General features: G+C 68.0%; 22 protein-coding genes. 17 read left to right on the forward strand and 5 right to left on the reverse strand.

Annotated elements, in window-relative coordinates:
- Window positions 1–2: 2 nt before the first annotated feature.
- Window positions 3–1,154: a molecular chaperone DnaJ gene (gene dnaJ / locus ACWEO7_RS30845; protein WP_355072435.1), complete on the forward strand. Its 1,152-nt coding sequence runs from the start codon at window positions 3–5 to the stop codon at window positions 1,152–1,154.
- On the forward strand, window positions 1,155–1,895 hold the full coding sequence (locus tag ACWEO7_RS30850) for a 16S rRNA (uracil(1498)-N(3))-methyltransferase (RefSeq protein ID WP_452428422.1): 741 nt from the start codon (window positions 1,155–1,157) through the stop codon (window positions 1,893–1,895).
- Window positions 1,896–2,004: 109 nt separating this feature from the next.
- Here the strand turns inward: ACWEO7_RS30850 and ACWEO7_RS30855 are convergent, their stop codons facing one another.
- Window positions 2,005–3,258, reverse strand: coding sequence for an MFS transporter (locus ACWEO7_RS30855; protein WP_452428424.1), 1,254 nt, complete (start codon window positions 3,256–3,258; stop codon window positions 2,005–2,007).
- A gap of 100 nt (window positions 3,259–3,358) precedes the next feature.
- On the opposite strand from ACWEO7_RS30855, the gene ACWEO7_RS30860 reads away from it, so the two are divergent.
- The 7 genes from ACWEO7_RS30860 (at window position 3,359) to ACWEO7_RS30890 (ending at window position 10,509) form a co-directional block, all read left to right on the forward strand.
- On the forward strand, window positions 3,359–4,261 hold the full coding sequence (locus ACWEO7_RS30860) for a LysR family transcriptional regulator (RefSeq protein ID WP_452428426.1): 903 nt from the start codon (window positions 3,359–3,361) through the stop codon (window positions 4,259–4,261).
- 154 nt (window positions 4,262–4,415) lie between these two features.
- Window positions 4,416–5,477 carry a PhoH family protein gene (locus ACWEO7_RS30865; protein ID WP_195077925.1) on the forward strand — a complete coding sequence of 354 codons (1,062 nt, stop codon included), beginning with the start codon at window positions 4,416–4,418 and terminating at the stop codon, window positions 5,475–5,477.
- A 62-nt stretch (window positions 5,478–5,539) separates the two neighbouring features.
- Window positions 5,540–6,094 (forward strand): rRNA maturation RNase YbeY, encoded by a 555-nt coding sequence (ybeY, locus tag ACWEO7_RS30870; RefSeq protein ID WP_195077616.1) that lies wholly within the window; start codon window positions 5,540–5,542, stop codon window positions 6,092–6,094.
- Window positions 6,091–7,455 (forward strand): hemolysin family protein, encoded by a 1,365-nt coding sequence (locus ACWEO7_RS30875; RefSeq protein WP_452428428.1) that lies wholly within the window; start codon window positions 6,091–6,093, stop codon window positions 7,453–7,455. The genes ybeY and ACWEO7_RS30875 overlap by 4 nt, the downstream gene beginning before the upstream one ends.
- The gene (locus ACWEO7_RS30880) at window positions 7,452–7,838 is read left to right on the forward strand and encodes a cytidine deaminase (protein ID WP_452428430.1); all 387 of its coding nucleotides are present in this window, start codon (window positions 7,452–7,454) and stop codon (window positions 7,836–7,838) included. The genes ACWEO7_RS30875 and ACWEO7_RS30880 overlap by 4 nt, the downstream gene beginning before the upstream one ends.
- Entirely contained in the window at window positions 7,831–8,748 is a 918-nt protein-coding gene (era, locus tag ACWEO7_RS30885; protein WP_355072447.1) for a GTPase Era, read from the forward strand. The genes ACWEO7_RS30880 and era overlap by 8 nt, the downstream gene beginning before the upstream one ends.
- 192 nt (window positions 8,749–8,940) lie before the next feature.
- Window positions 8,941–10,509 carry a serine hydrolase domain-containing protein gene (locus ACWEO7_RS30890; RefSeq protein WP_452428432.1) on the forward strand — a complete coding sequence of 523 codons (1,569 nt, stop codon included), beginning with the start codon at window positions 8,941–8,943 and terminating at the stop codon, window positions 10,507–10,509.
- A 5-nt stretch (window positions 10,510–10,514) separates the two neighbouring features.
- On the opposite strand, the gene ACWEO7_RS30895 is transcribed toward ACWEO7_RS30890, so the two are convergent.
- The 4 genes from ACWEO7_RS30895 to ACWEO7_RS30910 form a co-directional block, all read right to left on the reverse strand.
- Window positions 10,515–11,942: an amidase gene (locus ACWEO7_RS30895; RefSeq protein WP_452428434.1), complete on the reverse strand. Its 1,428-nt coding sequence runs from the start codon at window positions 11,940–11,942 to the stop codon at window positions 10,515–10,517.
- Window positions 11,943–12,170: 228 nt separating this feature from the next.
- The gene (locus tag ACWEO7_RS30900; protein ID WP_452428436.1) at window positions 12,171–12,632 is read right to left on the reverse strand and encodes a hypothetical protein; all 462 of its coding nucleotides are present in this window, start codon (window positions 12,630–12,632) and stop codon (window positions 12,171–12,173) included.
- Entirely contained in the window at window positions 12,632–13,138 is a 507-nt protein-coding gene (locus ACWEO7_RS30905; protein ID WP_452428438.1) for a nucleotide exchange factor GrpE, read from the reverse strand. Before ACWEO7_RS30905 ends, ACWEO7_RS30900 begins: the two co-directional genes overlap by 1 nt.
- Window positions 13,135–15,750 (reverse strand): Hsp70 family protein, encoded by a 2,616-nt coding sequence (locus tag ACWEO7_RS30910; protein ID WP_452428440.1) that lies wholly within the window; start codon window positions 15,748–15,750, stop codon window positions 13,135–13,137. Before ACWEO7_RS30910 ends, ACWEO7_RS30905 begins: the two co-directional genes overlap by 4 nt.
- Window positions 15,751–16,426: 676 nt before the next feature.
- Here ACWEO7_RS30910 and ACWEO7_RS30915 point away from each other — a divergent pair.
- The 8 genes from ACWEO7_RS30915 to ACWEO7_RS30950 all read left to right on the forward strand — a co-directional run bounded on the left by ACWEO7_RS30915 (window position 16,427) and on the right by ACWEO7_RS30950 (window position 20,824).
- Window positions 16,427–17,167 carry an MSMEG_1198 family transcriptional regulator gene (locus ACWEO7_RS30915; protein ID WP_452428442.1) on the forward strand — a complete coding sequence of 247 codons (741 nt, stop codon included), beginning with the start codon at window positions 16,427–16,429 and terminating at the stop codon, window positions 17,165–17,167.
- Between the two features lie 549 nt (window positions 17,168–17,716).
- A complete protein-coding gene (locus tag ACWEO7_RS30920; protein ID WP_452428444.1) occupies window positions 17,717–17,839 on the forward strand; it encodes a hypothetical protein in 123 nt (40 codons plus the stop codon).
- A gap of 5 nt (window positions 17,840–17,844) precedes the next feature.
- Window positions 17,845–18,063 carry a hypothetical protein gene (locus ACWEO7_RS30925; RefSeq protein WP_452428446.1) on the forward strand — a complete coding sequence of 73 codons (219 nt, stop codon included), beginning with the start codon at window positions 17,845–17,847 and terminating at the stop codon, window positions 18,061–18,063.
- Between the two features lie 229 nt (window positions 18,064–18,292).
- Window positions 18,293–18,556 (forward strand): hypothetical protein, encoded by a 264-nt coding sequence (locus ACWEO7_RS30930; protein WP_356966349.1) that lies wholly within the window; start codon window positions 18,293–18,295, stop codon window positions 18,554–18,556.
- A gap of 78 nt (window positions 18,557–18,634) precedes the next feature.
- Entirely contained in the window at window positions 18,635–19,501 is an 867-nt protein-coding gene (locus ACWEO7_RS30935; RefSeq protein ID WP_452428448.1) for an alpha/beta fold hydrolase, read from the forward strand.
- The gene (locus ACWEO7_RS30940) at window positions 19,488–20,093 is read left to right on the forward strand and encodes a TetR/AcrR family transcriptional regulator (protein ID WP_356966346.1); all 606 of its coding nucleotides are present in this window, start codon (window positions 19,488–19,490) and stop codon (window positions 20,091–20,093) included. Before ACWEO7_RS30935 ends, ACWEO7_RS30940 begins: the two co-directional genes overlap by 14 nt.
- Window positions 20,094–20,213: 120 nt before the next feature.
- Window positions 20,214–20,627, forward strand: a complete 414-nt coding sequence (locus tag ACWEO7_RS30945; RefSeq protein WP_452428450.1) for a hypothetical protein — start codon at window positions 20,214–20,216, stop codon at window positions 20,625–20,627.
- Window positions 20,624–20,824, forward strand: a complete 201-nt coding sequence (locus ACWEO7_RS30950; RefSeq protein WP_452428452.1) for a DUF6186 family protein — start codon at window positions 20,624–20,626, stop codon at window positions 20,822–20,824. Before ACWEO7_RS30945 ends, ACWEO7_RS30950 begins: the two co-directional genes overlap by 4 nt.
- The last annotated feature ends 245 nt before the right edge of the window (window positions 20,825–21,069 follow it).

The following is a 21,069-nucleotide window of genomic DNA, read 5'->3' on the forward strand; positions in this document are numbered from 1 at the left end:
AAGTGGCACGGGACTACTACGGACTGCTCGGCGTCGCGAAGAACGCGACCGACCAGGAGATCAAGCGGGCATACCGCAAGCTGGCGCGTGAGCTCCACCCCGACGTCAACCCCGACGAGGCGGCGCAGGCCAAGTTCAAGGAAGTGTCGGCCGCCTACGAGGTGCTGTCGGATCCGGAGAAGCGGCGCATCGTCGACATGGGCGGCGACCCGCTGGAATCCGGCGGTGGCGGGGCCGGATTCAACGGCGCGGGCTTCGGCGGGCTCGGCGACGTGTTCGAGGCGTTCTTCGGCGGCATGAGCGGATCGGCCGGTGCGCGCAAGCCGCGCGGTCGCGTCCAGCCCGGCGCCGACTCGCTGATCCGCACCCGGCTCAGCCTGGCCGAATGCGCGGTCGGCGTGACCAAGCACCTGACCGTGGACACCGCGATCCTGTGCGACATCTGCCAGGGCTCCGGTACCAACGGCAAGTCCAAGCCGGTGCGCTGCGAAACCTGCGGCGGCGCGGGTGAGGTCCAGTCCGTGCAGCGGTCCTTCCTCGGCCAGGTGCTGACCTCGCGCCCGTGCCCCACCTGCCGCGGCGCGGGCGAGACCATCCCGGACCCGTGCCACAAATGCGGTGGCGACGGCCGGGTGCGGGCGCGCCGCGAGATCGCGGCCCCGATCCCCGCGGGCGTCGCGAACGGCATGCGGGTGCGGCTGGCCGCGCAGGGCGAGGTCGGCCCCGGCGGCGGTCACGCGGGCGACCTGTACGTCGAGATCGTGGAGCAGCCGCACGACGTGTTCGTCCGGGACGGGGACGATCTGCACTGCACCATCCGGGTGCCGATGGTGGACGCGGCGCTCGGCACCACCGTCGTGATCGACACCATCCTGGATGGCCCGACCGAGCTGAGCATTCCGGCGGGCACCCAGCCCGGCGAGATCTCGGTGCTGCGCGGGCACGGAATGCCGCGGCTGCGCTCGAGCGCGCGTGGCGACCTGCTGGCGCATCTGGACATCGTGATCCCGGCCAAGCTGGACAGCAAGCAGACCGAACTGTTGCGCAAGTACAAGGGACTGCGCGAGCGGGAGCGCGCCGAAGTGATGTCGGCGCAATCCGAGCACAACAGCGGCCTGTTCGCGCGGCTGCGCGCGTCCTTCAGCGGGCGCTAGGTGGCCGCGACGGTCTTCTACCTCGACGAGGTGCCCGAGCCGGGCGCGGTCGCGGTGCTCGACGGCCCGGAGGGCAGGCACGCCGCCACGGTGCGCCGCATCCGGGTCGGCGAGCCGATCACCCTCTCCGACGGGCGCGGGGTGCTGGCCGCATCGGAAGTCGTTGCCGCGCAACGCGACCGGCTCGAGCTCGCGGTGCGCGAGCGGGTGCTTGCGGCACCTCAGACGCCGCCGGTGACCGTGGTGCAGGCGCTGCCGAAATCCGATCGCTCGGAACTGGCGGTCGAGCTGATGACGGAGGCGGGCGCGGACGTCGTCGTTCCCTGGCAGGCCGCCCGCTGCGTCGCGAACTGGGAGGGCAAGGCGGCCAAGGGAGTCGAGAAGTGGCGGGCCGCGGCCCGCTCGGCCGCCAGGCAGTCCCGCCGGGCCTACATTCCGCAAGTCGCCGACCTGCACCGCACCCAGGAGTTGCTGGAACTGGTTCGCGCGGCGAAGGCCCGCGGCGGGCTCGTCGCGGCGCTGCACGAATCCGGCGCCGCCCGTTTCACCGAATTGCCCTTCGCCGAAGCCGCCGAAATAGTCCTCGTCGTGGGTCCGGAAGGTGGGCTGGACGACGCCGAGCTCACGGCGTTGGCCGAAGCGGGCGCGGACATCACCTTGCTCGGCCCGACGGTGCTACGTACATCCACCGCGGCAGCGGTCGCCCTTGGCGCGCTCGGCGCACTGACGCCGCGTTGGTGAGGTCCCGCGTCGACGGGGCTCTCTTCCGCACCGGTTCGTATCGCGAGCGGGTGCCCGCCGATCGGGCGATAGTTGGTCGATGCACTCGCATCCGAGGCGCGGTATCCGGTCAAACCTCGACGGGGGCAGTTTCCAGTGAGTCAGCGGTGCCGGCGCGAACCGTCGCCGCACCGCGATGCGCCCGATGCGATACCCACAGCAGCAGTGCCGCGATGACCATCAGCGATCCGATGCCGCAGACCAGCCCGAGCCACCCGGAGCGGGCGTAGGCGATGCCCGCTGTTCCGCCGACGAGCGCGCTGCCGAGGTAGTAGGCGAACAGATACAGCGACGACGCCGCGCCCCGGTTGCCCTCGGCCATCGCCCCCACCCACGCGCTCGCCGCGGTGTGTGCCCCGAAGAAGCCCGCGGTGAAGAGCAATACGCCGAGCAACACGGTGCCGAGGTGGTCGGGAATCGTCACCACGAGCCCGATCGCCATGACGGCCAGCGACATCGCGAGCACCCAGGACCGGCCGATCCGATCGGTCAGCCGGCCGGATGCCGCCGAGGCCGCCGTTCCGGCCAGATAGAGCACGAACACCAGCCCCACCAGTGCTTCCGGCAGCCGGAACGGCGCGCTGGTCAGCCGGTAGCCGAGATAGTTGTACATCGAGACGAACCCGCCCATCAGCACGAACGCCAGTCCGAACAGAGCGAGCAGTCCGCGGTGACGCAACTGGCTGCCGAGGTCGCCCAGGACCGTCCGGATTCCGGCGGGGCGAGGCACGAAGCCGCGCGAGGGCGGGAGCCAGCGGACGAACCACACGGTGCAAGCCGCGGCGGAGATCGAGGCAACGGCCTGCGCCCACCGCCAGGACGCCACGTCCAACGTGAACGCCGGGATCAACCGCCCGGCCAGCCCCCCGATGGTGGTACCCGCGACGTAGATGCCCATCGCGGCGCCCAGCCCGTCCCCGCCGATCTCCTCTGCCAGATAGGCCATCGCCACCGCGGGCACACCGGCCAGCGCGATGCCTTGTAGCGCGCGTCCGGCCAGCAGCAGATCCAGCGAAGGGCTCAGCGGCAGCAGCAGTCCGAGCACCGCCGACGCGACGGCGGAACCGATCATCACCTTGGTCCGGCCGATCCGCGACGAGAGCGCGCTCACCGGGATGATGGCCAGCGCGAGGAACCCGGTGGTGAGCGACACCGCCAGTGCCGCCCGCGCTGGCGTCGCGCCGAACGCGGCCGAGAGGCTCGGCAGCAGTGCCTGGGCGCTGTACATCGAGGCGAAGGTCGTCAGACCGGCCGCGAACAGCGCGATGGTGATCCTGCGTTCGTGGGCGACGTCCCTCGCCGCTTCGATCCGTGTCGTGGTCATCGGCTCCTCCTTTCGTCCAGCATCGCCAGGCGGTTTTCCGAAAGGAAATGAATAATGAGAAGTGAGTTCATTCCCTGAGCGCATATAGAGAGGTCGGGCAGTGCTGGGCGAGGATCTGGAGTGGTTCACGACACTCGCCGAACTCGAACGGGTCGGCGCCGCCGCGGAGCGGTTGCACCTCGCGCAGCCGACGTTGTCGCGCATGCTGGCCCGCTTGGAGCGCAGGGTGGGAGTCGAACTGTTCGACCGGCACGGGAAGCGGATCGTCCTGAACGAATACGGTCGCATCTACTACGAGCACGCCCGCCGCGCGCAATCCGAGCTGGACGCGGCGGAACAGGCCCTCGCGGATCGGGCCAACCCGGCCGGGGGCGTCGTGCGGCTGTCGTTCCAGCACTCTTTCGGCGGCTCGCTGGTGCCGCAGCTGATCAGCGGCTTCCGGCGCATCTCCGGCCGGATCGCGATCACGCTGTGGCAGGGAGCGGCAGCCGCGGTGACCGAGCGAGTGCTCGCGGGTGAAAGCGATCTCGGCATCGTCTCGCCGCGCCCGGCCGTCGCCGGCGTGGGCTGGCGGGCCGTGCTGCGACAGCCGCTGGTTCTCGCGGTGCCGCCGGAACACCGATTGGCCGGACGGCGGCAGGTCCGCCTCGCCGAGGTGGCCGACGCGGAGTTCGTCACCATGCACCACGGATTCGGGATGCGGCGCATCTTCGACGAACTGTGCGCCGCCGCGGACATCCGGCCGCGGATCGCGTTCGAGTCGAGCGATCTCGTCACGGTGGCCGGGCTGGTCTCGGCGGGGTTGGGAGTGGCGATCCTGCCGCGCGAAGATCCACTGTCCGCGGGCCCGCTGTCCGGCCCGGTGACGGTCCCGCTCGCGGACGCGGGCGCCGCGCGCGCGGTCGGGCTGATCTGGCCCGCCGCTACCACAGCACCGGACGCGGTGCGACGCTTTCGTGATTTCACCGAGGATTGGGCGCGGCGACGTGGGGGAATCTCGTGAGGAGCCGGTTTTGCCCACGGCTTATTCACTGGGCGGTGTCGGTGGGGCGGGTTAAACTTTCTCCATACAGCAGCAGTCGAGACCGGAAAGCAGGCTATAGCCACTTTTGAGAACACAAGGCGAGATCGGCGACCCCACCACCCCAGCGGCAGGCATCGGCGCCGGCGACAACGGTTCGGGTCCCGCAGCGCGCACCGTGCGCTCGAGCATCGAACTCGCTCCTGAATCCGTGTTCCCCTTCCTCGGTTCGGCCGACCAGAATCTTCGCGAACTGGAAACACTGCTCGACGCGGACATCCACGTCCGCGGGAATTCCGTGACCCTCACCGGCAAGGCGGCCGACGTCGCGCTCGCCGAGCGGGTCATCGAGCAACTCGTCGCGCTGACCGGCCGCAACCGCGTGGTGACGCCCGAGGCGGTGCGGCACACCGTTTCGATGCTCACCGAGGGCTCCAGCGAGTCCCCCGCGGAGGTGCTCAGCCTGGACATCCTGTCCCGGCGGGGCAAGACCATCCGGCCCAAGACGCTGAACCAGAAGCGCTACGTCGACGCGATCGACGCGAACACGATTGTGTTCGGCATCGGTCCCGCCGGTACCGGCAAGACCTATCTGGCGATGGCCAAGGCGGTCCAGGCGCTGCAGACCAAGCAGGTCAACCGGATCATCCTCACCCGCCCTGCGGTCGAGGCGGGCGAGCGGCTCGGCTTCCTGCCCGGCACGCTGAACGAGAAGATCGACCCGTACCTGCGCCCGCTCTACGACGCGCTGCACGACATGATGGACCCGGAGGCCATTCCGAAGCTGATGGCGGCCGGTGTCATCGAGGTCGCGCCGCTGGCCTACATGCGCGGACGCACGCTGAACGACTCCTTCATCATCCTCGACGAGGCGCAGAACACCACCGCCGAGCAGATGAAGATGTTCCTCACCCGCCTCGGGTTCGGCTCGAAGATCGTGGTGACCGGTGACGTGACGCAGGTCGATCTGCCGACCGGCGCCCGGTCCGGTCTGCGCGCCGCCAGCGAGATCCTCACCGAGATCGAGGACATCCACTTCGCGGAGCTGACCAGTAGCGACGTGGTTCGCCACCGGCTGGTCTCGGACATCGTCGACGCCTACGACCGCTTCGAGGCCCAGTCGCGTCCGCAGGTCGCCCCGCATTACGGCGGCAACCGAGCGCAGCGCCGCGCGGCGAGCCGGGCGGACCGGCGGTAACTCGTCTCGCCGGGCGGGGCTCCGCTCCGCCGACACGATCGACGGGATCGTAGGCTGTTCGGGTGAGCATCGAGATCGCCAACGAGTCGGGTATCGACGTGCCCGAAGAAGAGCTGGTCAGCGTCGCGCGGTTCGTGATCGCCCGGATGGACGTGCACCCCGCCGCGGAGCTGTCGATGGTGCTCGTCGATCTCGACACCATGGCCGACCTGCACATGCGCTGGATGGACCTACCCGGCCCGACCGACGTCATGTCCTTCCCCATGGACGAACTCGAGCCGGGCGGGCGGCCCGACAGCCCCGAACCAGGCCCCTCCATGCTCGGCGACATCGTGCTGTGCCCGGAGTTCGCCGCCGGTCAGGCGCGTAAGGCGGGGCACTCCCTCGATCACGAACTCGCTCTGCTCACCGTGCACGGCGTGCTGCACCTGCTCGGCTACGACCACGCCGAGCCGGATGAGGAGAAGGAGATGTTCGCGTTGCAGGCCCGGCTGCTCGAGGAGTGGTACGAGAGCCTGCGGGAGGCGCAGCGGCGCGCCGAACTGGCCGAACGCGACGCGCGGTTGCTGGGTAAGGCGGGCTTCACCACACCGGGTGAGTCGCTGGGTCCCGCGTGAATGCCCTGACCCTCGTCCTGCTCGCGGTCCTGCTCATCTCCGTGGGTGGGGTCTTCGCCGGGGTCGATTCCGCCCTGAACACGATCTCGCCCGCCCGCGTCGAGGACTTGGTGCGAGCCGACCGGCCCGGCGCCGTGCGGCTGAGCCGGGTCGTCGACGACCGGGCCCGCTACGTGAACCTCATGGTGCTGCTGCGCATCTTGTGCGAGATCGGTGCGACGGTGCTGCTGGCGGCGGGACTGATGACGGTCTGGGGCAGGAACTGGGCGCTGCTGATCACCGCGTTGGTGATGGTGCTGGTGTCCTACGTGGTGATCGGTGTCGGCCCGCGCACGCTGGGCAGGCAGCACGCGTATTCCATCGCCCTGGCCGCGGCCCTGCCCCTGCAGTTCATCGGCGCGCTGCTCGGCCCGATCAGCAGGTTGCTGATCCTCATCGGTAACGCGATCACCCCCGGTAAGGGTTTTCGTAACGGCCCCTTCGCTTCCGAGATCGAGCTGCGCGAAGTGGTCGAGATGGCCGGTGAGCGCGGAGTGGTGGCCGACGACGAACGGCGGATGATCCAGTCGGTCTTCGAACTCGGCGACACAGCGGCGCGTGCGGTGATGGTGCCGCGCACGGAGATGGTCTGGATCGAAGCGGACAAGACCGCGGCGCAGGCGATGTCGCTGGCGGTGCGTTCCGGGCATTCGCGGATCCCGGTGATCGGCGAGAACGTCGACGACATTCGCGGCGTGGTGTATCTGAAAGACCTCGTGCCGTTCGCCGAACGCAGCCGCAAGGTACGGGTGAGTGAGGTGATGCGTCCCGCGGTGTTCATGCCCGACTCCAAACCGCTGGACAGCCTGCTCGACGAGATGCAACGCAGGCGCAACCACATGGCGTTGCTGGTGGACGAGTACGGCGGCATCGCGGGTCTGGTGACCATCGAGGACGTGCTGGAGGAGATCGTCGGAGAGATCGCCGACGAGTACGACCTCGACGAGACCCCGCCCGTCGAGGATCTCGGCGACGGGCGCTACCGCGTGTCGGCCCGGCTGCCGGTGGAGGATCTCGGCGAGCTGTTCGGATTGGAGATCGAGGAGGAGGACGTCGACACCGTCGGCGGCCTGCTCGCGCACGAACTGGGCCGGGTGCCGCTGCCCGGTTCGAAGATCGAGGCGCACGGGTTGGTGCTGCGCGGTGAAGGCGGACCGGACGCGCGCGGCCGGATGCGGGTGAACACCGTGGTGGTACGCAAAGCGCGCGAGAAGGTCCCCGCGGGGAAGACCAACGGGGACAATCCCAATGGCAAGCGCAAGGCGAACGGATCGGAGCGGGATATCGCGGCCGATCGCGACGAGGACGGAGACACCGAATGACCGAACTGGACGCCGAGGACAACAAGTTGGTCGTGCTGGCCCGTGGTGCGCTCGGCCGCACCGGCGGGGCGAGTGGAGCCGCGATCCGCGATACCGACGGTCGCACCTACGCCGCGGGCGAGGTCACGCTGACCGCGCTGCGGTTGACGGCGCTGCAAGCCGCCGTGGCCGCGGCGTTGTCCAGCGGCGCGGAGGGCTTCGAGGCGGCCGTGGTGGTCGGCGGGCGGTTGTCCGACTTCGGTGTGACGGCGGTGCGGGAGGTTTCGGCGGAGGCGCGGATCATCTTCACCGATCGTGACGGCGCGGTGTTCGAGATCGTCGACGACTCCGCGGACGCGGCCGACGCGGTGAGCGCCGACTCCGGCGAGGTCCTCGGTGGCTGACGCGCGGGAAAAGGGCGAATTCCGCTCCGGGTTCGTCTGTTTCGTCGGTCGGCCGAACACCGGCAAGTCGACCTTGACCAACGCCCTGGTCGGCGCGAAGATCGCGATCACCTCGTCGCGCCCGCAGACCACCAGGCACACGATTCGCGGCATCGTGCACCGCGAGCACGCCCAGCTGATCCTGGTCGACACACCAGGCCTGCACCGCCCGCGCACCTTGCTCGGCCAGCGCCTCAACGACCTTGTGCGCGACACGTATTCGGAAGTCGACGTGATCGCGCTGTGCATCCCGGCCGACGAGAAGATCGGTCCGGGTGACCGCTGGATCGTGCAGCAGATCAAGCAGATGGCGCCGAAGACGACGCTGCTGGGCGTGGTCACCAAGATCGACAAGGTGAGCCGGGAGCAGATCGCCGAGCAATTGCTCGCCGTGGCCCAGTTGCTCGGTCCTGAGGCCGACGTGGTGCCGGTGTCGGCGGTCAAGGGTGAGCAGGTGGAAGTCCTCGTCGACGTCATCGCCTCGAAGATGCCGGAGGGCCCGGCTTTCTACCCCGACGGTGAGCTCACCGACGAGCCCGAGGAAACGTTGATGGCCGAGCTCATTCGCGAGGCCGCGCTCGAGGGTGTGCGCGACGAGTTGCCGCACTCGCTGGCCGTCGTCATCGAGGAGGTCCTGCCCTACGAGGAGCGCGAGGACATGCTCGACGTGCACGCCTTGCTCTACGTCGAGCGGCCCAGCCAGAAGGCCATTGTCATCGGCAAGGGCGGTTCCCGGTTGAAAGAGGTCGGCACCAACGCCCGCAAGCAGATCGAGCACATCCTCGGCACCCGGATCTACTTGAATTTGCACGTGAAGGTGGCCAAGGACTGGCAGCGCGACCCGAAACAGCTGGGCAAACTGGGTTTCTGACCGGTTCGGGCGTCGGCGGGCGTGTGTGGAAGTCCTGAGGGCGTCTTCGTTGGCGTGGGGCGTCCGGTCGGCTGCCGATGATTCCGTGTAATCCACCGCGATGTGTCGGCTGTGCTCGAGGCGAGTGCCGTGTCAGTGGTCGTGTCAGAACGGCGTCAGCTCGGTATCAGCCGGGCTCGCGACAGTAGTCACATGAACAGCACAGCAATCGCGACTTCCACCACCACCCTGTCCGACCAGGACAAGAGCACGCTGCGGACCGCCGCGTACGGCGCGTTGTCGCTGATGGCCGCCACCGGCATGCCGCACGCGGCCGCGACGAACGGCTCCATCGCCCTGACGTCGGCGACCGGCCTGGTCGGGCACGTGCTCGCCGGGAAGTCCAACGACATCCAGTGGAAGGCCAAGACCGTCGCCGAACTCGCCGACCAGGTACTGCCTGCCCTGACCGCGGCCGTGAACCTGCTCGAGCGGCACGATCCGGCCGAGGCCGACAACTTCCGCAGCACCGTCCGCATCGCCATCGACGCAGCCACCCAGCCCCACCACGGCGAGCCCGGCCCCGCCACGGCCGCGATGGCCCGCAAGATCATCGCGGCGCTCGATGCCGCCAGGGTGGCCGGTGCCGATAACGGAACGGTTGCCGCCGGGCCGGATCGCCCGGAACTCCAGAAGGCCCTCGATGAGATCGTCGCTTCTGGTTTCGCCGGAATCACGCTGCGCGTGCACGACGAGCGGGGCGAGTGGGTCGGCAGCGCCGGGGTGAGCAGGCTGGGCGAGACCGCGCAGCCGCCCACCGATGGGCACGTCCGGATCGGCAGCAATACAAAGACTTTCACCGCGACTCTGGTCCTGCAACTGGTGGCCGAAGGCAAGATCGGATTGGACGACCCGGCGGCCCGCTACCTGCCCGAGTTCGAACTCGATTCGCGGATCACGGTGCGGATGCTTTTGCAGCACACCAGCGGGGTGTTCAACTTCACCGGCGAGTACTACGAAGACGGGACCGTCGTGCCGGGGATCCCCGCCACCACCGCGGGCAAAGAGTGGGTGGACAATCGGTTCGAGACCTACCAGCCCGAAGAGTTGGTGCGGCTGGCGTTGTCCAAGCCCGCGCGGTTCGAGCCGGGCACGGGCTGGAGCTACTCCAACACCAACTACGTGCTGGCGAGGTTGCTGATCGAGAAGGTCACCGGCCGCCCGGTCGCCCAGGAGATGCAGCGGCTGATCTTCGGGCCGCTCGGGCTGTCGGGCACCGTAGCCCCGACCACTCAGACCGAGCTCCCCGAGCCGCACGCCCACGCCTACTACCGATACGAGGACGCCGGGCAGGAGAAGACGGTCGACGTCACCAGCCAGAACCCCTCCTGGATCTCCAGCGGCGGTGACATGATCTCGACCACCCAGGACCTGCGAACTTTCATCTCCGCGCTGATGAGCGGCAAGCTGCTGCCTGCCGAGTTGCTGGCCGAGATGTGCGCACCGCACCCGACAGGCATCCCGAACATGGGCTACGGCCTCGGTGTATTCGTGCAGGACACCGGCCTCGGCGGCACGGTCGTCACCCACAACGGCGGCGCCGCGGGTCACGCGGCGCTGATGTACAGCACACCCGACGGCAAGAAGACCCTGACCGCCACCCTGAACTACGTGGACGACGCCGCCCTGTCCCTGGCCGTGCCGTTCCAGCAAGCGACACAAAGGCTCGTCGACGAGGTGTTCTGCGGCGGCCAGGCCGATCCGGCCCAGCCGACGGACTGAACTGGTCACCACCACGGGGCGGGGCGGTGGCGGTGCCACTGGAGTTCGGATTCGAGTTGGGCGGCCACCGAGATGAGGAGGGGTTCGGAGTTTGCTGTGCCCATCAGCTGGGCGCCTACGGGGAGGCCGGTGTCGGTGAAGCCTGCGGGGACGTTGATGCTGGGCCAGCCGAGGACATTCCACGGCCAGGTGTAGGGGCAGGCCGCGGTGATGAGGTTGTTGGTGGCGTTGACGCCGATGCCGTCGATTTCCTCGGCGCGGGGCGGTGGGGTGGCGGTGGTCGGGGCGAGGACCACGTCGTAGTCGCGGAAGAAGTGGCCGATTCGCTTGTGCAGCAAGGGTTCCAGCTGCCGTGCCGTGTAGAGGGCGGGGCCGTCGAGCGCGCGACCGATTCGGGCGTTGGCGGTGGTGCGCGGATCGACTTCCAGACCGGGCATGCGGTCGTACACCCGCCGGACCCCGGCGAGTGAACGCGGGAGGAAGGAAGCGCCGACCAGGATGCCGTAGTGCAGGTCGGCCACGGTCACGGTGTGTCCGAGGGCGCGCAGTGTGTCGGCGGTGCGGCGCACCGATCGCTCGACCTCGGGATCCAGCGCGGTCCTGGTCGCGGTGAAGGGGATGCGCAGCGACAGGGCGATTCGCAGCTTTCCCGGATCCCGGCCGACGGCGTCCGACGCGGTGATCGGCTCCGGGGTGTGTAGATCTCCCTGATGCGGACCGGCCGCCGCATCCAGCAGTAGCGCCGCGTCGGCGACGGTACGCGCCAGCGGACCGTTCACGGTGAGCCCGTAGAACGCTTCGGCTTCCGGCCAGGTGGAGATTCGTCCGCGCTGCGGCTTGATGCCGACCAGGTTCGTCCAGGCCGCGGGGATGCGGATCGAGCCCGCGCCGTCGGAACCCAGAGCGGCGGGGACCAATCCGGCGGCGACGGCGGCCGAAGCTCCGCCGGAGGACCCGCCCGGCGTCCTGCCGCGGTCCCACGGATTGCGGGTGTGCCCGAACCACGCGGCACTGGTGAACGGCCACTGTCCGAGTTCACAGGTATTCGTCTTGCCGACGATCACCGCGCCCGCGGCACGCAGGCGCCGGACCGATTCCGCGTCTTCGGTCTTCGGTGCGAAGTCGCCGCCGCAGCCGAACGCGGTCGGCTCGCCCGCGACATCCGAGTCGTCCTTCACCGCGACGGGCACGCCCAGCAGCGGCAGTCGTTCTCCCGCGGCCAGCCGCCGGTCGGCGTCGGCGGCCTCCGCCAGGGCCCGCTCGCGGCGCACGATCCGGAAGGCATTGAGCGTGCCCTGCGCCGCGTCGATCCGGTCCAGTGCGCCGCCGACCGCCGCGGCCGAGGTGATCGCGCCGCCCGCGATCGCGGCCGCCAGTTCGGCCAGGCCCAGTTCCCGCGTGCCGGATACGTGGGCAGGATCGGACACCGTCATGTGCGCTCCGTCTCGTGGTGATCTACAGACGGTAGCCCCACATTGGTCAATCGTCCAGATTGCCCCGCGAACCCGCTCGGCTCCGATCGCGCGCCCGAGCGGCGATGTGCGTGACCGAGCCTACTGCTCGCCCGCGACTTCGGGGTGGCCGACCACAGATGGTGCGCCTCTCCAGCTCGGCCGGAATGTCAGAAGCCGCCGATGGGAAGACCGGCGGCAGCGGACACGTCACGGAATGTGCTTGCACTCACCGTAGGGCACGCCCTGGGTGAGGTCCGGCCGGCCGAACATCCGGCCGACCAGAGCGTTGAACGCCGCCACCGACAGCCGGTCCATGTCGTTGCAAAGGAAGTCGTTCTTGATGCCCGAGACATCCTTGGACTTCAGGGATTTCGCCCACTTCTGCGGCGTTCCCCCGCACCCGACATGCACCTGGTAGTCGCCGCCCTTGTCGAGCTTGAAGGAGTAGTCGACCTTGGAGTGGCCGCCGAGCCGGACCGGAAGCTTGGTCTGCGCCCATCCCGATTTCGACGTCTTGGCCTGAATCCAGACTCCTACCGGCGACGCGCTGTTGATGCAGCCGATCGTGCCGCTCACGGTGGTGGACGCCGCCGATGCGCTCGGCAGTCCGAGGGCGAGGAACGCCGTGGAAGCGGAGACCAGAACGGCTACGCGGAGGGTCTTGCGCATCATTCGAACCTTTCGATGGGGGAAACGGCGGACTCCGATCGCGCGGGGCGCGCCGCGACGACGACTTGTTCCGGCCGCAGCAGGCGTTCACCCATGAGGTATCCGTGCCGGACGACCTCCAGCACCGTGCCCGGCGATCGGCCGGAAGCCTCGGCGACGGCGACGGCCTCGTGAACGTCGGGATCGAAGTCGGCCGTGGCGGGCACGCGCCGGACGCCACGACGTTCGAGCAGTTCGTGCAGTTCGTCGACGATGCTGCCGAGCACGGCGTCGTCGTCGTCCAGTGCCGTCACGCGATCGACGAGTCTGAGCAGCTCGCGAAACAGCGGGGCCAGGAGTTGTTCGGCGAGTCCGCCGCGCGCGAGTGCGAGCTGCTCGTGCAGATCGTCCAACGCCCGATTCTTCGCCTTGTCCTCCAGCAACCTGCGCCGGAAGAGATCACGCAATTGCGCGATCTCCCCGGCCAGGGCGGCAAGCGGATCACCCGCGTCCGGAGCCGCACTCATATGCCGCGTTCAGCGATGTCGTATCGCTTCGAGTTGTGCTTCCAGACCGGCATCCGGTGGGTCAGCGTGTAGCCGGCGATGACGCCTGCGACGATCAGCAGGCCCACGCCCTTCGCCGGAATCAGCACCAGGCCGATCACCAGGGCCACCGCCCACGCGCCCGCACCGCTGTGGAACCACTTGGCCACGGCGGCTCGCTCGGCGAGTTCGATGTTCTCTTGCAGCGAGGCGCGCAGCGGCGCGTCGTCGAACCGGAGTTTCACTGCGCGGCCGGACATTTCGTGCGTGACGGCGATCTGGGCTTCGGAGGTGATGCAGTACGCCCCGCTGCGGAGTTCCGACCACATCCCCAGGTTGACCTGCTCCAGCGCGAGCGCGAGGTAGTACTGGAAGATCTGCTCGTTCGGATGGTGCCGGACCACGTCCTCCATCAGTTCCAGCGCCTTGTCGTTCTTGTGCTGCTGGAGGTAGACGTTGGCGATGGCGGTTCGGTAGAGCGGCTCGCCGGGCGCGAGACGCAGAGCCGTCTCGTATTCGCCGAGCGCTTCGTTCAGCGCTCCGGTGGCGAGAAAGGCTTCGGCATAGTCGAAGTGGTATTCCGGGCTGTCGGGCTTGAGGCCGATGGCCTCCCGGAATTCGAAGCCGGCGTCCTTGTAGTTGCCCATGACGAACGACGAGTTCGCCCGCACCGCCCACGCTTCGTGGTTCGCGCCGTTGACCGAGATCGCCTCGCGGGCACAGTAGTACGCGGACGGAGCGTTGCCGCGCTCGAAATACTCGCGTGCGAGGCTCAGCCAGTCCCGGCCGCCCTGCACCACGGGCGCGGGCTGATTACTCGCCGGACGACACTGCCTGGCCTGCTGGTCGAATTGCCGCCGCTGGTTCGGGTCGAGCAGCACACGCTCGGCCTGACCGAGGTGCCGTACCCGGGCTTCGGCCTGGGCGCGTTTGACGGGATCCGACTGTCCCGCGCGCTTGTTCCACATTCTGCGCTGTTCGCGGATGGCCGTCTTGATGGCATCCGCGTCGGCGGTCTCGGCGAGGCCGAGGATTTCGTAGTAGTTGACGAATTCTTCGGTTGTCGTGGTCATGCTTCCATTCACCTCGAGGTCTTCGTTCTTCGTGCGTGCGACGCGGATTTCGCCCTCGCTGAGGTTGGCGACGTTGTCGACCTCGAACGTGCCGAGCGATTTGTCCGCGGTGAGGTCGGTGATCTCGACCTGAATGGTCTGGTCTATGTCGTAGTGGAATGTGATCTGGACCGGAGCATTCGCCGCATAGGGCGGAATGGCGAAAAGCTGCCCGCCATCGGGCCACTTTCCTTCGGTGACGAACCGGACGTAGTCGAGATCCTCGTCGTCGCCCTGCGTGACGCAGATCCGCAGTTCGGTCTGGCCGTCGGCCACGGTGCCGAACACTTTGCTCGCCTTGGCTGGGATCTCGGTGTTGCGGGGGATCACGATGTTGTTCTTCGGTTCCCGGTTGTCGTTCAGGGCGACCGTGCCCAGTGCCTGCGAGGTGACATCGAGGACGACCGGCTTCGGCGCCGTGCTCGAGGACGTCTCCGCTTCGGCGCGGATCGCCGCGCCGAGCGCCACGAGTTCGTCGGGGTTGCCCGCCCGCAACGGCGGCTTGCCGGTCAGTTCCTCCAGCATCGCCGCCACCATGGGCATGCGCGTGGAGCCGCCGACGAGCAAGACGTGATCGAGATCGGCGAAGCTCAGGCCCAATTCCTCCACGAGGGAATGGGTCAGGTCGCGCGACTGGTTCAGCAGGTCGCTGGTGAGGTCCTCGAACGTTTCCCGCGTGACGGTGAGCGTGTGTGTGATGCCGTTGTGGCTGAGCACGACTCGCGTGGACCCGGCGGAGCTCAGGGTGCGTTTGGCGAGTTCTGCTTTCTCGCGCAGATCGGCTTGGGTCTCGAACGCGTCGTCGAGATCGCCGCCGCCTCGGACCATGTACTCCTCGTTGAGATGCCGCATGAGCCGGTTGTCCCATTCGAAGCCGCCCAGTTCGTGCAGCCCATCGGTGCCGAGCACGTCGAACACGCCGTCGCGGATCCGCATCACGGTGACGTCGAACGTGCCGCCGCCCAGGTCGTACACCATGACGGTGCCGCTGTGGCCGAGGTCGAGTCCGAAGGCCAACCCGGCCGCGGTCGGCTCGTTCACCACGCGCAGCACGTTGAGTCCGGCGATCGTTCCCGCGTCCCTGGTCGCCCGGCGGCGCGCGTCGTCGAAGAACGCCGGGACCGTGATCACCGCGTCGGTGACCTGCCCCTGCCCCAGGATCAATTCGGCGTCGTCTTTCAGCCGTTTGAGAATCATCGCCGAGACCTCCTCGGCCGAATAGGCGCGATCGTCGGAGGTGACGAATCGCCAGTCCGGATTGCCCATCTGCCGCTTGACGAACTGCACGACATCCAGCGGCGCGGTGGCCGCGGACCGTTTGGCCATCGAGCCGACGAGCACGCTGTCGGAGTCGAAGAAGACCACCGAAGGCGTGATCCGCTCGCCGTCCCGGTTGACCAGGATCTCCGGTTTCCCGCCGGCGCCGACGACGGCGACCGCTGAATACGTGGTACCGAGATCGATACCGACGGTGTGTGCCATTGATTGCCCTCCCGATGCATCTGGTGACGATGCACGCGAATCGATACTGCGAAAATTCGAGACCTGTACGATCTTCTCTGCGGGCCCCATCGGATACGCCGGGCGACGGGCGCCGGACGGTCGGTGAGAACGATCAGGGATTCGGTGCCTTCCATTCGTATTCGCACATCTGGCACTGGTATTTCTGCCACCCCTGACGATCCTTCTCGCCGATATCCATTCCGGTCTTCTTGCTGCACTGTGGACACACTTCAGCCATTGCTGGTCCTTCCGGTGGTGGGGAACGGTGCGACAGGCTCGGGTGGCGCACCGGATTGAAAGCATATAAGCCGCCGCAGGCGATTGATCAGCGAATTACGCGGTGATTTCCGACCCGTATTCCGGCCGGTGGGCCGATTTTTGCCGCTCTCGAGATGTGTCGCTGGAATATTGCTCGAGCGCTCGTTTTCCAGCAAGATCTTGCAGTGTCCGAGTCGTCCGCCGAGGAATCGAAAAGCTATCAGGTCGTCGACACGTCGGCGAGGGGTAGTCTTCGAGCGCCGGATCGCCGGCTGCGGCACTCGTCAACCGGCCGGGCGAGCAAGATCTTGCTGTGCGATACGCATTACGAAACCTACTGGTTCGATAGACATTTGAAGTCTTGCCGACCAGTGTCGGCAGCGATGAAGATCGCGCTATGGAACCGAACTTACGAGTGCTTGTCGCCTCGCCGTTGGGCGGAATCATCGCCCCTGTGCTGTCGCAGTACTTTCCGGGGTCGACCGTCGCGGTCGCCTCCGACGTCGACGAGGTGCGCGGTCGAATCGTGGGACGTTTCCGGTTCGATGTGGTCATCTCGGATCTGATCTGGAACAAACCCGAAATGGAGTACCGGTTCGACGGTTTGGATGTTCTCGACTTGCTTCGGGAAACCAAACGGCAGAGCGAGGTCCTGCTCGCGGCTCAAGGACACAGCATGGAGAGCGATCATCTCGACGAGGCGCGGCTGCGGGCGGACGAGATCGCCGAGTTCTACGACAAGTCCTCCGGCGTGCCCGCGCTGCTGGACGCCATTCAGCGCGCCGCGACCGGCCGCAGCGACCAGGTCGCGCTGCCACCGCAAGGGCCGCCCGCGTTGTGCGCGCTGTTCACCGAACAGCGTGGCGAGACGGCGGGCCGGCTGGCCGGTGCGATCGCGGCCAAGTCGGCGTGGGACTACAACTCTCTCGCCCAGGTCGCTCGTGTCGGTCTCAACACCGCCAACAAGGCGACCAATACTTATATCGGGCCGATCATCCTCGCTCGGAAGGAGTTGCCGGAGGGCACGCCGTTGACTCAGGGCGCGGTTTTTCGCTGGTGCGGTGAGCACGCGCACTACCTCATCAGCTGGTGCCGCCGAAATGGGCACGCCGATGTCCTCGGTCCGCGATTCACCTGACGGCACAGCCCGCTTTCGGCGCTCCCGGTCCGGCATCAGCGCCCTGCCCGTCCGCTCGGTGGCGCTACGGCGGCATTCGCCGCCGGGAACGACGTCGACGGCGTCGGCCCGATGGCGTCTCCGAGCGGTGCAGCGACGAGAAGTCGCATGAATCGGTTCCCCTCTCATGGTCCCCCCGGGTGGAAAGTTCTCTGTCGCGTCGGCGGTGCTGGAACAGGAATCAAGTATGGACCCCGGAGAGACGGTCACGGGGGGATCATCGATGTAGGATCTGGCACTCCGAAAAGCTCACCGGGTACGTAATAGCTTGGTCGACAGTTATTTTCACCGATGCTTGCCTCGGTATCGCCCTAGCTCGCAATATCTTGCTCGCAGGATCCGTGCGTATTCAGCGGGTGTGAAGCTTTTCAGCGGGAACCGATCTGGGTTCGTGCTGTGGCAGCGTGAACGGCGTCCGGTTCCGGCTGTCCTGCCTCCTCGAGGCCGGGGCAATTTCGTCGATCCGAGGTATCTGCCGAAGCGAAAATCACTCTGGCCCATCGCCATACGTTGGAGCTGGACCCGTACTGCGAGATCGCCGCCTTCCCCGGCGGTTACCGGCCGGAGTGCGCATCGGACTACTTGGCCGGTCCGGAAGGGGTCGCGCCGTTGAACGGCCGTGTCGCGATCTGACCGAAGTGGGCCGCACCCTGCCCGCATGGCCGCAACTGGCCACCGCGGTCACGCTTGCGGGAGCCTTGGCCGGTCTGGCCGCGCGGTTGATCGCCTGCGGCAGCGGATTGTCGTCGGGCCGGTACCGAGTAGATCTCGAGACGCTGTTGCCGCTTGCCGGTGCGCAGGGCCGCTGTAACGAATCGGGGGAGGGGGGGTTCCTGGCGATGTTCGAGCGGTCTTGACGCCTCCCATCGGCAAGATCTTGCTGGCACGTATCCATATCGGGCCGAATGAAACCCGGGTGCCGTGCCAGCCGGTCGGACCTGGTACGGCATCCGGATTCCGATCGCCTCGGCGGCGGGCGAATGCTTGGCTGGCGAGGTGCGATGCGCCGAGTGCCAGCATTCCAGCCGGGACGACCACCCGTTCTGCCGCAGATGTGGCGTGCGTTCACGCCGAGGGTACGACGCGGTGGCAGCGGAGGCGGTGGAGGAATTGCGGTCTTCCCTGAGCGATCTGCTCGATCGGATCAGCCGGTGTGACATCGATCTGGCGGAACGGCAGTTGGTCGAGGAGACGACTCGGCGGGCGGCGGCCGAGGCGGCGAAGGAACGACCGAATCGGATCGTGCTCACGGGGGTGCTCTACGCGGTCGGGGAGTCGGTGGCGGGCGTCGCCTCTCTGGCGACCGCGGTGACGGCGTCGAAGGACGCGGTCAAGGCGGTGTTCAGCTGATCCGCCGCGCACTGCGGTCTAGACATACATACGGTATGTATGTAACAGTGGTCGGGAACCGAGACCACTGGGAGGTCCATGGCAACCAGCACAGCACTCGGCCGCACCCACGATGTGGACCTGCCCGGCGGCCGTATCCGCTACCACGAGACGGGTGCGGGCGCCCCTGTCGTCTTCGTGCACGGCTTGCTCGTCAACGCGGACCTCTGGCGCAAGGTGGTGCCCGCTGTCGCAGCGGGCGGGTACCGCTGCCTGACGCCGGACTGGCCGCTCGGCTCGCACGAGATCCCGGTGCCGGACGCGGAACTGACTCCGGCCGGTGTCGCCGATCTCATCGCCGCGTTCCTCGAACGCCTCGACCTCACCGACGTCACCTTGGTCGCCAACGACACCGGCGGAGCGATCACGCAGGTGTTGCTGACCCGCGACCGCTCCCGCGTCGGCCGGGTGGTGCTCGCCTCGGTGGACAGCTACGAGGGCTTCCTACCGCAGCCGTTCACTACGCTGCCGCTGCTGGCCAGGATCCCCGGCTCGCTGCGCCCGCTGACCGAGTTGCTGCGCATCCGCGCGCTGCACCGGCTGCCGGTGGCCTTCGGCTGGGTCACCAAACGGCCGGTCCCGCCGGAGATCGTCGACTCCTACCTGCTGCCGAGCCGCGACTCCGCCGCGATCCGGAAAGATCTGCGGCGCTTTCTGAAATCGGCGCATCGCCGATACACCCTGGAAGCCGCCCGTCACTTCGCCGAGGTCGACATTCCGGTACTGCTGGCCTGGGCCCGGGAGGATCGGCTGTTCCCCGTGTCGTTCGCCGAACGCCTGGCTCGCGACCTGCCGGACGCGACGCTGAAGCTCATCGACGACTCCTACACCTTCCTGCCGGAAGATCAGCCCGAGTTGCTCGCCGAATCGATTCTGGAGTTCACTCGGCTGCATGCCACGCCGTAGCCAGGAAGACCGCTCCCGAGCGACCAGAGCCGCGCTCGAACAGGCGGGACGCCGCCTGTTCACCGAGCGCGGCTTCGCGGGCACCTCCGCCGAGGAGTTGGTCACCGAGGCCGGCGTCACCCGGGGCGCGCTGCACCACCACTACGGCGACAAGCGCGGACTGTTCCTCGCGGTGCTGGAGCAGATCGAGGCGGAGATCACCGAGGAGATCGAAAACGCCATCGCCGCCGTAGATTCCGACGATGTGATGGCCGGAATGGCGGCGGGTCTCGCGCTGTTCCTCGAGATCTGCCAGCGTCCGGCGATGCTGCGCATCGCCCTCACCGACGCCCCCGCCGTGCTCGGCTGGCAGGCCTGGCGCGAATTCGAATCCGCCCACGGCCTAGGCCTGATCACCGCGCAACTCGAGCGTGCCCGCGCCGCCGGGTTGATCGCCGACGCCCCCGTTCCCGTGCTGGCCCAGCTCGTCGTGAGCGTGGTCAGCGAGGCGTCCCTGATCGTCGCGCACGCCGAAGACCCCGACCTCGCCCGCGCCCAGACCCAGCAGTCGGTGCTGCTGCTGATCTCGGGGCTGCTGCGCGCCGACGGGTGAACGCGGCGGACAGCGTCGTACCGCGGTTCCGGCGGGAAGCGATGTCGCCTCTCTCGAAATCCGCGCGGAGGTCGTAACCGCCTCCCCCGTTCCGGGCAACCGGGGCCTTATCCTGCGCATGTGACAGAGCAACCAGTGCGCTCGGCACATCGGTTCCGACGGCGTGCGACGCCGCTGGCGGTGTGGCTCGTGCTGGCGGCGTGCGGTGCCGCGACCAGGCCGTTCAGCTGGCAGGCGACCGCGATGGTGGCGGTGGCGGCACTCGCGGGGACGGTGCTGGCGTTCCGCGTGCGAATCGAGCGGCCCCCGCCGACCGCCCGGCTCAGGCGCGGCGTGGCCGTGTGGTCGGCGCTGCTGGTCGCGGCGTCGGCATGGGAGGTATACGCCCTACTGCGGCAGCCCGCCCTGAACCGGCCGAGCCAGGAACACCCGACGCTGTCCACGCTGTTGGACCCGGCGCTCGAACAATGGCCGCTGCGATTCGCCGGATGGCTGTTGTGGCTGGCCGCCGGATGGCGGCTGGTATCGCGATGAGCGACCGAGCTGTCATCCTCCTCGGGTTCGGCCTGCTCCTCGCGGCCGTGCTCGTCGCGGTGGCGGTCACGCGGCTGCGCCGGGACCGGGTCGCGTCGTTGGGCGAGACGATCGGGTACCTGACCGGCTCACGGTTGACGAAAATCGCCGCCGTACTCGTGTGGGCCTGGCTCGGCTGGCACTTCTTGGCCCGATGACACGCGTGCATTGTGCTGAATCGTTCGCGGCCCGGCTCGCGTGTGCGCGGCCGTCGCGTAGATGACGGAGGAGTAGTCGACAGTCAGCCACGACGACCTGTGTGCACCGGGTTGTGGGCTGCGATGTCGACGCGCCCAGCGCACCTCGACCACGTCTTTCGAGCGAAGCGAGACCGAGCCTGTTCCGTTCGCGGCCCGGCTCGCGTGTGCGCGGCCGCCGCGTAGGCGACGAAGGAGCAAGCGGC

Source organism: Nocardia sp. NPDC004260 (assembly GCF_053603155.1).

What these genes read in the sequence shown, in the direction of transcription:
- ACWEO7_RS30855 (WP_452428424.1), bottom strand. Translation starts at nt 3,258, where the DNA reads ATGACCACGACACGGATCGAAGCGGCGAGGGACGTCGCCCACGAACGC.
- ACWEO7_RS30880 (WP_452428430.1), top strand. Translation starts at nt 7,452, where the DNA reads ATGACCGAACTGGACGCCGAGGACAACAAGTTGGTCGTGCTGGCCCGT.
- ACWEO7_RS30890 (WP_452428432.1), top strand. Translation starts at nt 8,941, where the DNA reads ATGAACAGCACAGCAATCGCGACTTCCACCACCACCCTGTCCGACCAG.
- ACWEO7_RS30895 (WP_452428434.1), bottom strand. Translation starts at nt 11,942, where the DNA reads ATGACGGTGTCCGATCCTGCCCACGTATCCGGCACGCGGGAACTGGGC.
- ACWEO7_RS30900 (WP_452428436.1), bottom strand. Translation starts at nt 12,632, where the DNA reads ATGCGCAAGACCCTCCGCGTAGCCGTTCTGGTCTCCGCTTCCACGGCG.
- ACWEO7_RS30905 (WP_452428438.1), bottom strand. Translation starts at nt 13,138, where the DNA reads ATGAGTGCGGCTCCGGACGCGGGTGATCCGCTTGCCGCCCTGGCCGGG.
- ACWEO7_RS30910 (WP_452428440.1), bottom strand. Translation starts at nt 15,750, where the DNA reads ATGGCACACACCGTCGGTATCGATCTCGGTACCACGTATTCAGCGGTC.
- ACWEO7_RS30915 (WP_452428442.1), top strand. Translation starts at nt 16,427, where the DNA reads ATGGAACCGAACTTACGAGTGCTTGTCGCCTCGCCGTTGGGCGGAATC.
- ACWEO7_RS30935 (WP_452428448.1), top strand. Translation starts at nt 18,635, where the DNA reads ATGGCAACCAGCACAGCACTCGGCCGCACCCACGATGTGGACCTGCCC.
- ACWEO7_RS30940 (WP_356966346.1), top strand. Translation starts at nt 19,488, where the DNA reads ATGCCACGCCGTAGCCAGGAAGACCGCTCCCGAGCGACCAGAGCCGCG.
- ACWEO7_RS30950 (WP_452428452.1), top strand. Translation starts at nt 20,624, where the DNA reads ATGAGCGACCGAGCTGTCATCCTCCTCGGGTTCGGCCTGCTCCTCGCG.